Genomic DNA, 10181 nt, shown 5'->3' with positions numbered 1-10181 from the left:
CGCCGCGAGTTCCGCGGTGTCTGCCTGTGGAGGGGAGGGCGCTGGCGCGGGCCGCAAGGTCCGCGTGAAACCGGCCCCCGTGAAGCAGGAAGTCAACTTTATTCATGTTTACGCATGAATTTGTAAGTTTGATAGAACGGCGCGTTTCCTCGACCTCAGCAGCGACCTCACCCTATCCCTGCAGGACGCGCAGGGGCGCTACCTGCGCAACCACCAGGCAGCCATGGACCGGCAGGTATGGGATGGGATCGTCGGCGTCCGCGGCCAGGTCCGATTCGCGGGCGGCCATTGGTTCGTACCCTATTACGCGGACGTCGGGGCCGGCACCTCGAACTGGACCTGGCAGGCCCTCCTGGGTCTGGGGTATCGCTTCGATTGGGGCGCCGTCACCCTGGCCTGGCGCGCCCTCGGGTATGACTTCACCGGCAATGACGCGAAGCTGACACTCTCCGGGCCGGGCCTGGGGGTCAGCATCCGTTGGTAATCGTCCACCACACGCAGGAGTCACTGATGAACCGATCGATTGCATCTACCGTGCTGGCCATTGGCTTCGTTTTCGCCGCCGCGCCCGCAAGCGCCGTCGTTTATTGTAAGACGGTAGGCGTCCCGAAGGGCTGTGTCGCACGCCCGGTCGCCAAGGCGCCGGTGGCACCAGCGGCACGCGCGGTTGCCGCACCAAAACCAGGAAATCTAAATGGCGGGGTGAACCGCGCCGGCTTGCGCCGCTGAACAGTTGTGGCGGCCCGCGCTCGCGGGTCACTTCAGCCGATGCTGGCGGACAGCCTCCAAGGCCAGGCGGACAAGCTGGCGAAAGAGGCCGCCGCGGCGCGGGCCAAGGCCAAAGCAGACCCCACCGCGGCCAATGAGCGTGCCGCCAAACTGAAGACTCAGGAGTCGGTCGACGCCGCCGCGGTCGCGGGCGGCATGGAAGGCAGAGCGGCGGCAGAGCAGAAGGCGGTCGAGGACTTGAAGAAATAGTCCGCCGCGCCGGGCGGGGCCTTTGCCCCGTCCGGCCAGTCTTTCGTAACTTATTGTCGTAGCGAGGTTTCTGAGATTACGGGAAGACGCTTACAGTACGTCTCCGTATGAACGGCAGAATGAAGCGCCGAAGTTGAAAACCACATCAATACGATCGGATTCGGAGGAGCTACCGATGCTGAAATACTTGAGAACAATCGTGCCTGCGGCAATCGCCATCGCGATGGTCGGCGTCGCGCCCGTCCATGCCCAGCAGGTCACCGGCACGCCGGGCTCGCCCGGTGCCACCACGACCATCCCCGGCAATCAACTGCCGCCGCCCGACCCCAAGTTCGGCGGCGTCATCAAGGACGACGCCCTGCAATCCAAGCCCTGGTGGGCGCCGCGCGTGGTGCCGCCCAAGGGCGCGCCCAACGTGCTCTTGATCATCACCGACGACGCCGGCTTCGGCGTGCCGGGCACCTTCGGCGGCGTCATCCCCACCCCCTCAATGGACCGCATCGCCAACGAGGGCCTGCGCTACAACCGCATCTTCTCGACTGCGCTCTGCTCGCCGACCCGGGCGGCGCTCATCACCGGACGTAACCACCACTCGGCCGGCTTCGGCGTCGTTTCGGAGCAGTCCACGGGATTTCCCGGCTACAACAGCATCATCGGCAAGGACAAGGCCACCATCGGGCGCATCCTGCTTGACAACGGCTATGCCACCTCCTGGTTCGGCAAGGATCACAATACCCCGGCCTTCGCCGCCAGCCAGGTCGGGCCCTTCGACCAGTGGCCGACCGGCATGGGCTTTGAATACTTCTACGGCTTCGTCGGCGGCGACTCCAACCAGTGGCAGCCGAACCTGTTCCGCAACACCACCCAGATCTACCCCTTCGAGGGCAAGGCGCCCGGCACCTGGAACCTGGTCACCGCGATGGCCGACGATGCGATCGACTACATGACGCGCATCCACCAGACCGACCCGAATCGACCGATCTTCATCAAGTACGCCCCCGGCGCCACCCACGCGCCGCACCACCCGATGAAGGAATGGGTGGACAAGGTCCACGCCATGCATCTCTTCGACGACGGCTACGAGAAGCTGCGCGAGCGCATCTTCGCCAACCAGAAGCGGCTTGGCGTGATCCCGCAGGATGCCCAGTTGACCCCCTGGCCCGCCGAGATCCTGAAACCCTGGGATAAACTCACCGCGGACGAGAAGAGGCTCTTTATCCGCCAGGTGGAGGTCTTCGCCGCCTTCGCCGCCTATAACGATCACGAGATCGGGCGGGTGATTCAGGCCTTTCAGGACTTAGGCAAGCTCGACAACACGCTCGTCATCTACATCAACGGCGACAACGGCACCAGCGCCGAAGGCGGGCCGCTCGGGACGCCCAACGAAGTCGCGTGGTTCAACGGCGTGAGTAACATGCCTGCTGAGATGCAACTCAAGTGGTATGACGTCTGGGGCACCGAGCAGACCTACAACCACATGTCCGCCGGCTGGTCCTGGGCCTTCGACACGCCGTTTGACTGGTTCAAGCAGAACGCCTCCCGACTCGGCGGCACCAATCAGAACATGGTCGTATCCTGGCCGGCCCGCATCAAGGACAAGGGGGCACTGCGCGAGCAGTTCGTCCATGTGATCGACGTGGTCCCCACCATCCTGGAGGCGGCCGGCCTCAGTGCGCCCGAGGTCGTCGATGGCATCAAGCAAGCGCCGATCGAGGGCACGAGCTTTGCCTACACCTTCGATGCGGCCAATGCCAAGGCGCCGTCGCGCCACAAGACCCAGTACTTTGAGATGATGGGCCAGTGGGCCCTGTACCATGACGGCTGGCTGCTCGGCACCAAGGTCAATCGCGCGCCCTGGGAGGCCTTCGGTCCGGCCAACCCGGATCCGTTGAACAACCAGGAGTTTCAACTCTACGACCTGAGCCGCGATTTCACCCAGAGCGAGGACCTCGCCGCAAAGCACCCGGAGAAGGTCAAGGACCTGAAGCAGATGTTCGTCGCGGAGGCGAAGAAGCACCAGGTCTTCCCGCTCGATGCCTCGGTGGCGGCCCGGATCGTGGCCCCGCGCCCGAACATCACCGCGGGACGCACCGAGTTTGTCTATACGCGGCCGATGACCGGCCTGCCCCAGGGCGACTCGCCGATGCTGCTCAACGCCTCTTACACCATTACCGCCGCAATCGAGGTTCCGCAAGGCGGTGCCGAGGGCATGATCCTGACCTCGGGCGGGCGCTTCGCCGGCTACGGCTTCTACCTGCTCGGGGGCAAGCCGGTCTTTCTGTGGAACCTGGTCGACCTGGAGCGTTTGAAATGGGAAGGTCCGGACGCGCTGACCCCCGGTCCCCACACCCTTGAATTCGACTTCCAATACGAGGGCCTGGGCGCCGGTACCTTGGCGCTCAACAACTTCAGCGGCGTCGGCCGGCCCGGTACCGGAACACTCAAGGTCGACGGCAAGGCGGTCGCTACCAAGCGGATGGAGAAGACGCTGCCGATGATCTTGCAATGGGACGAGTCATTCGACATCGGCTCCGATACCCTGACCGGCGTGAATGACGCGGACTACCGGCCGCCCTTCCCGCTGACCGCCAAGCTCGTGAAGCTGACGATCAAGGTCGATCGTCCGGAGCTCTCGCCCGCGGACATCAAGAAACTCGAAGAGGGCGTGGCGAAAGCCGCCGACGCGAAATAGGCCGTTCCCTAGCAACCGCGCAGGCCGTTGCGGGATGGCGGCAACGGCCTGCGCAATGTCGGCCTGATCACGTCAACGCCAATCAGATCGCTAAGGCCTTCAGCAAGGCATCGCGGGCGTCGAGGTAGTAGTGGATGGTAATCCTGGCCGCCAGCTCGTCGGGCAGGTCATTCAATTGCCGCCGGCTGTTGATCGGCATCAGGATGCTGCCGGCGCCCTTCTCGATGGCCGTTTCAACGACGGCCACGGGGTTGAAGAGGGTTTCGAGTGAGCCGCCCAGATTCAGGCCGCCGGTGACAGCGAATCCGCCCTTGATGCTTTTTTGGAGGAGCGACGAGCACAGTGCGAGCAGTACGCCGACGCCGACCGCGGAACCGCTCTTGGCGCTGTCGAATGCCCGCAGTTGAACCGTGAACTCGTGCTGACGAGGTTCGCGCTCACCAACGAGCTCCTTCGCCCGCGCGTAGAGGTTGTGCTCGGCGCACCGAACGCTCTCCTTGAACGGCGGCGGCGCCGGCTGGTTCAGAATCTTCACCCCGCTACCCGGGCCTTCGGCGATGTCAATTTGATACAAGCCGGGGTTTTCGTCGCCGCCACCGCCGGAAATCACCCAGACCTGTCCCGGCGGCAGCGGATCGCTACCGATACTGTTCTCGCTGTAAAGCTCGGGCGTCGCCACGAACTTCTCCACCCCGTCGTCACCGATCGTATAACTGAACTGGGTGTTGCGAAACTCGGCGGAGCCGATGCGCTTTTGTTGCTCCTTGACCCGCCGGCGGCACTCCAGCGCCAGGCGCAACGCCCATTCGAGCACCTCGTCGGAAACGGGGGTCTCGGGATTCGGCGATACCAACTTGATCAGGCCGCTGACGGTCTTCTGGACGCCGGTCGTGTCGCGTCCACTCAGGGCGCCCCCCAGGTGCAGGCGCCCCTGAAGGACACTCTGCCGGCTCTGGCGCCGCAACTGGTTCCAGCATTCGGACAGGAAGTCGCTGACCAGGCCGAAGTGATTGGTCAGCAGGTCGCGGTTGACCTTCGGCAGATCCCAGCCGGGCAGATAGGCGTGGATGCGGTCCATGAAGGCCGTGTCGTCACGCATCTCGGGCGGCAGGGGCCCGAACAGGTGGCCCACGCGCTGCTGATGCTGCACGTCCACCTCGAAGTTGCCCACCATCACCACGCCGCCATCGGCGCGGATGCTCTCCTTGCCGCGACTGAACTCGCCGGACTCCATGTAGCCCTTCATGATGTTCACGCCATCCTTCTGGTCGAAGGAGACGCCGGAGATCTCATCGAAGCAGACCACGTCGTACTGACAGACCAGCCCGCGCTGACCGTTCGCGTTATTCACAAACATGCGTGCGACCGTCGCCTTGCCGCCCGAGATCAGGTGGGCATAGGGCGAGACCTGCTGGAACAGGTGGCTCTTGCCGGTGCCGCGGGGCCCGAGTTCCACCAGATTGTAATTGCGCTCCACGAACGGCACCATCCGCAGCAGCATCAGGTCGCGGGCACGGGGGCTGAGCTGCTCCGGCTCCATGCCGATGCCGCGGATCAGGAAGTCCGTCCACTCCTGCGTGGCAAACGCCTCCCGGCCCCGATAGAGCGCGGGTAGCACGTCGCGCTTGGACAACTGTATCTCGCGCAGCGAGTCGATGCCGAACGGGCGCCCATTCTTCTCCTGGGCGATGGTCGGGTCGTAGGCGAGTTCGACCTCGGCATAGAAGCCCCCGGTCAACATGCGCTCGTTGGCGTGGACCATCGCCTCGCTGATGCGCACGTCCTTCAATTGCAGGCTCGGCAAGCTTGCCACGAATGAATCGGACCCGGCATCCAGCCGCGCGGTGATGATATCGATCAGCTTCACATGCCCCTTTTCCTTGGCGCGCGCCTTGAACAGCTCCTGTTCACCGGCGCGGACGGTCTTTTCGCCGAGCTGCCGTTCGACAATCCTGAGACCCTCGGCGATTTCCTCCTCGTCCACCGAGGCGCAATAGCGCCCCAGCAGAAACTCGGCCACGTAGGTGGGGACCGGGTATTGCCCCTTGAACTTGCGCACCAGGTCCTTGCGCACCACGTAGCCTTCAAAGGCGTTGGTGGCGATCCGATCGATGGCGTCCAGTGGTTGGCTCATGATATCGATGTCGATGTCGTTGTGGTTGTCGTTATCGTTGTGGCTGTCGTTGTCGTAATCGTAATCGTAATCGTAATCGGAGAATCGCTGCAATTTGGCATGCGAGGGAATCCGGGGCGCTCCGATAACCTCGATTACGACAACGACAACGACAACGGCGCAAAAAGCATTTCCTAATGGACCTGTTTAACTTATTAGTGAACCGTTCCCAAGCGTGGTGGGCAGGGAGTCGATCACCTGCCCGGAAGTATCCAACAGCACGATTTCGGCCAGCCTGCCGATGTCCGCATCGTCTTCGAGAAACACCGTCACCTTGCCGTCGGGCGTGGTCTCGCGCGCCTGCTTGTCCGTGAGCAGCGAGGTGTTGGCGTCGGATTGACTGGTACGGACATCCACCCGCACGCCGCTACAATCTCCGCCGACCAACAGGCGGCACTTGGCCCCGGTCCACTCGGCCTCCAGCAACCGTGCCGCAGCCCCCTCCGGTCGCGCGGCCGTCACGCGCAGCACCGGGGTCACCATTTCCTGGAGCGACACCCCGCCATGGGAATACTCGATGCCGGCGCGGAAGCTGCCGGCGCCCGGCGGGCTGGCCATCATGACCGCGGGGCTCCAGTGCCACTTGAACGCCAGCGTATCGGTCTGCGCCTGCGCCTTCAACGCGGCGCAACGACTCCAGCGGGTTTCCGTCAGAAAGGCCTTCAGTTCGACCTTCGGCAGGCCATTGGGCACCAGCAGCCAGCCGTGATCGGTCACCACCACCACCTCGGTCCAGCCCGCTTTGAGCAGTGCGCCGATCCGGCTGACCAGATCGCGGATTTCCGCTGCGACGCTGCGCGCCAGCTTCCAGCCCTCCGTGTGACCGCGCCGGTCGAGCGCGCCGGCCTCGGTCCAGGCCGAACCGGCAGGGTCCCCGGTTTCGTCCGACCCCAGGACCTGCCATCCGCGATCCTTCAGGGCGGCCACAAAACGCTCCTGCGTCAGGAGTTGCCCAGTGGAAACCAGCCGGGTGGCGAACTCATCGCTGGCGTCGCCGCCCTGAACCGCATCCGCGACGGGTGACGCCGCGGGCTTGGCGGTGGCCGTCACCGACGGGATGGCCGACCACTCCCAATCCAGCGTCGATGCGATCCCCGCCGCCGCCAGCTTCTCGGCCAACTGCCGGGCCACGTCCATCCGCAGCCCGTCGGCAAAGACCACGAGCCGCCCCGCCGCCGCTGCGATGGGTTCGGCCCGCTTGGATACCGCCTGTCCATGCGCGTGAATGAGCTGTTGCAGGTGGCGGGCGCAATGCTCAAGCCACGGCAGATAGATCGCGCGCAGGGTCCCCAGCACCGCACCATGCTGCTCTGGTGAGCCGCAGGCCGCCATGGTGGCCAGGGCGGCGGCGTCCACCCGCCAGCCGTCGCTGGCATAAGCCGCGGCATAGGCATCCGGGGTCGCGGCGCCGGGTGCACTCTGGCACAGCCCGGCCAGTTGCGCCAGCGGCCCCAGTGCCGTTGCCAGTGGGCTGAGCCCGAGTGCTTGCCACGGGTAAGCGCGCCGCTGCGCGTGCCGCGCCTCCAGTTCAGCCACCCGGCGGATCGCCTCATCCTGAGGCCGATCGACCAGCGACGCCAACGCCTGCTGCAACTTTCGCTCTTCGCTTTCATTGAGGGTCGGCCAGACCTCGGCGGAATCGAACAGGCCGGGGCTCTTCGGTGTGGCCCGCGTCAGCCACTGCGCGATGCCGGGCCAATTCGCCGGCGCCTCGGTGAAACGGTGCCACACCTTGCCCCAATAATTCATCCGCGCGGCGAGCAAGCCCGCCGCCTTCAGGGGGCCGTCCTTGACTGGATCAAAGCCGGCATCCGCCTTGCTCTGCTGGCAGAAGGCCTTCCATTCCGCATCCGAGCGGCGTTGTTTGAAGACCTCTGGATCGCTCAGCCAACGCAGCAGCAGCCCGGTCGCATCCGGTGCCACCAAGGCATTGAAAAACTCCGAATCCAGTCGCCGGCCCTGCAGCGCGGCAATCGGCTCCGTCATCAGGGCCGGGAGCGCGCCGGCCAGTGCATCGAGCGTCGCCTGATCCTTGGCCACATCGAGATCGAGCCCACCGTGTTTTGAAACCAAGAAGGCATAGGGAGTCCATTCCTTACCGTTCACATGCAGCCACATCGCCCCGCGATACTGCAACTCCACCAGGGCGGCCACGTCCTGGGGGCAGTCCTCCGCGGTGCGCAACTGGTCGCGGCTGATGCCCGGCAGGTACAGGATCGGCGTGGTCCCCGCCGGCGGGGCACCGTCAACCACGCGCGCCTCGATGCAGCGTAGCCATAGCGCTGGCCCGGTGCGCCTTGCCGGGGCATAAGCGCCGAGCAGAAACAGTTCCGGCAGCAGCGCAGAAAGCTCGGCCATCACCCCCTCCCACAAGCGCTCGGGATCGGTCCAGAGCACCGCGCAGGGCGCGACCTGATCGCCCGCAGCGTAGGACTGGGCGGTGGTCCGCAGGGCCGCCGCCAAGCGTTGGGCGAGTGTCTCACTCATGGCAACGGGTCCTCGATGGTTCCGGCGGGCATAGTTTGCAGCCGCAGCCGTGCCAGCCGGACCGCCTCGTGCAGCTTCTGTTCCAGTTGCTCTTTAGGCAGCAGTTGGGTGAGATAGGTGGCCAGATGAATGCCGCTTCGTTGCAGGTCCATCAGCTCCACATGCTCGTCGCTCTTGCCCGCGCAAAGGATCATGCCCAAGGGCTCTGCCTCGTCCGGCTCGCATTCGTAGCGTTTGAGCCAGCTCAGGTAAAGCTCCATCTGGCCCTTGTCCGCCGCCTCGAAGTTGCCGATCTTTAGATCAATCGCCACCAAGCGGCGCAGCTTGCGGTGGTAGAAAAGCAGGTCGAGGTAATAGTCGCGGCCATCGATCTGCATCCGTTTCTGCCGGGCGACGAAGCAAAAGCCGACGCCGAGTTCGAGGATGAATGACTCGATCTCGCGAAGGATCGCCGCCTCCAGATCCTTCTCGGCGTAGGTATCCTTCAGCCCCAGAAAGTCCAGCAGATAGGGGTCACGGAAAACCAGGTCCGGCGACAACTTGTCTTCCTCGCGCAGCTTCTTCAGCTCCGCCGCCATCAATTTTTCCGGCTTCTTCGACAACGCTGTTCGCTCAAAGAGCATCGACTGAATCTTCTGATTCAGGGTCCGCGTGCTCCACTGCTCCATGCGGCACATTTCGGCGTAGAAGTCGCGTTTGAGTGGATCGTCCATGGCGATGATGGCCTTGAAGTGAGTCCAACCCAATTGTCGCCGCAGTGCGGCGACAATGTTTTCGTCAGGAAAAACAGTCGCAAACTGAATCATCCGATGCAAGTTCTTCTCGCCGAAGCCCCGCCCGAAGTCCCGCTCCAATTGTCGCCCCAACGCGGCGACAATCTGCGCACCGTAGCCGGCCCGCTTGGATTGCAACACGTCCTGCCGAATCCGTCTGCCGATTTTCCAATAGAGCATGGTCAACGTTGAGTTGACTGCTTGCGCGACAGATTGGCGTGCCGACAGGATCAGCTCCCGCACCTCCGTCAGCAGAACGTCCGCCTCCCCAGCCGGCGGCACTGCATCGGCAGCGTTGGTGACCGCAGATTCTTGCGTCATGAGGCACTCCTCTCCTTCTGCTGTTTCGTCAGATGTACGTCGTTCACCCGGTTGCCGGTGAAAATACCGCCGTCATAGAACCACGGAAACTCGGCCTTCTCGCGCACGGGCTCCTTGCCGCGATCCTTTTCCCACTTGATGTTGGGCTTGGTGCGCAGGATGCCGGCGCCTTTCTTACCTACATCCGGGGCAAGCATGAAGGGACGGATGTTCATCCGCACGCCGTCGTTGAGGTCGGGCTGCCAGCCGATGGCCTGCTGCGACAGCGGCTTCCAGCGGACGAAGAGGTCGTAGGGCGGCGCGCCTTCCAGGATGAGCTTGAGCGTGGCCTGCAATTGTTTGGCGGCCTGCAATTTGGCGTCGCTGCCGGCTTCCCCCGCCTCCACGGCGGCTTGCTGGCGGCGAATCCAATCGCCAAGGTAGGAATAGGTCAGCTTTTCCAGATTGGCATGGGTGAGCTTGTGATAATTCACCAGCACGCTGAATCCGCTCTTATGGCCGTCCCAGAGGTGCCAGATGAAGGGGCGGTTGTGGAAGAGCCTGCAATGCTGCTCGAAGAAGCCGTTGCGCAGCCAGTCCTCCAGCGAGGCGCCGGCATAATCCACCTGGGCGAGCAATTCTTCCAGCCGGGCGGCGTTCCAATCCGCACCAAAGGCGCGGGCGAGGAGTTCGCGCAGGCGTTCGGCGGCGGGGCCTTCGCCTTTGGCGGGGCTGATGGGCACGATGCCGTCGGCATCCGCCAGCGTTTCCAGACCAT

General features: G+C 64.1%; 6 protein-coding genes and 1 pseudogene. 3 read left to right on the top strand and 4 right to left on the bottom strand.

Annotation, left to right across the window (positions count from 1 at the left end; translation table 11 throughout):
• Window positions 1–223: 223 nt before the first annotated feature.
• The 3 genes from QZY48_RS02745 (at window position 224) to QZY48_RS02735 (ending at window position 3670) form a co-directional block, all read left to right on the top strand.
• Entirely contained in the window at window positions 224–484 is a 261-nt protein-coding gene (locus QZY48_RS02745) for a hypothetical protein (RefSeq protein WP_295427386.1), read from the top strand.
• 284 nt (window positions 485–768) lie between these two features.
• Window positions 769–978, top strand: a complete 210-nt coding sequence (locus tag QZY48_RS02740) for a hypothetical protein (protein ID WP_295427384.1) — start codon at window positions 769–771, stop codon at window positions 976–978.
• Window positions 979–1153: 175 nt separating this feature from the next.
• Window positions 1154–3670, top strand: a complete 2517-nt coding sequence (locus QZY48_RS02735; protein ID WP_295427382.1) for a sulfatase-like hydrolase/transferase — start codon at window positions 1154–1156, stop codon at window positions 3668–3670.
• A gap of 82 nt (window positions 3671–3752) precedes the next feature.
• Here QZY48_RS02735 and brxL read toward each other — a convergent pair whose 3' ends face one another.
• The 4 genes and pseudogenes from brxL to QZY48_RS02715 all read right to left on the bottom strand — a co-directional run.
• A complete protein-coding gene (brxL, locus tag QZY48_RS02730; protein ID WP_295427378.1) occupies window positions 3753–5897 on the bottom strand; it encodes a BREX system Lon protease-like protein BrxL in 2145 nt (714 codons plus the stop codon).
• A 93-nt stretch (window positions 5898–5990) separates the two neighbouring features.
• Window positions 5991–8330 (bottom strand): BREX-1 system phosphatase PglZ type B, encoded by a 2340-nt coding sequence (gene pglZ / locus QZY48_RS02725; RefSeq protein WP_295427375.1) that lies wholly within the window; start codon window positions 8328–8330, stop codon window positions 5991–5993.
• Window positions 8327–9424: a PDDEXK nuclease domain-containing protein gene (locus QZY48_RS02720; RefSeq protein ID WP_295427372.1), complete on the bottom strand. Its 1098-nt coding sequence runs from the start codon at window positions 9422–9424 to the stop codon at window positions 8327–8329. Before QZY48_RS02720 ends, pglZ begins: the two co-directional genes overlap by 4 nt.
• Window positions 9421–10181, bottom strand: a pseudogene (locus tag QZY48_RS02715) (SAM-dependent DNA methyltransferase); the annotation flags it as partial. The pseudogene QZY48_RS02715 and the gene QZY48_RS02720, both read right to left, overlap by 4 nt.

Source organism: uncultured Thiodictyon sp., assembly GCF_903828115.1.
Classification (GTDB): Bacteria; Pseudomonadota; Gammaproteobacteria; order Chromatiales; family Chromatiaceae; genus Thiodictyon.
The sequence above is the reverse complement of the archived record's forward strand: the minus strand, read 5'-3'. Positions and strand labels throughout refer to the sequence as shown.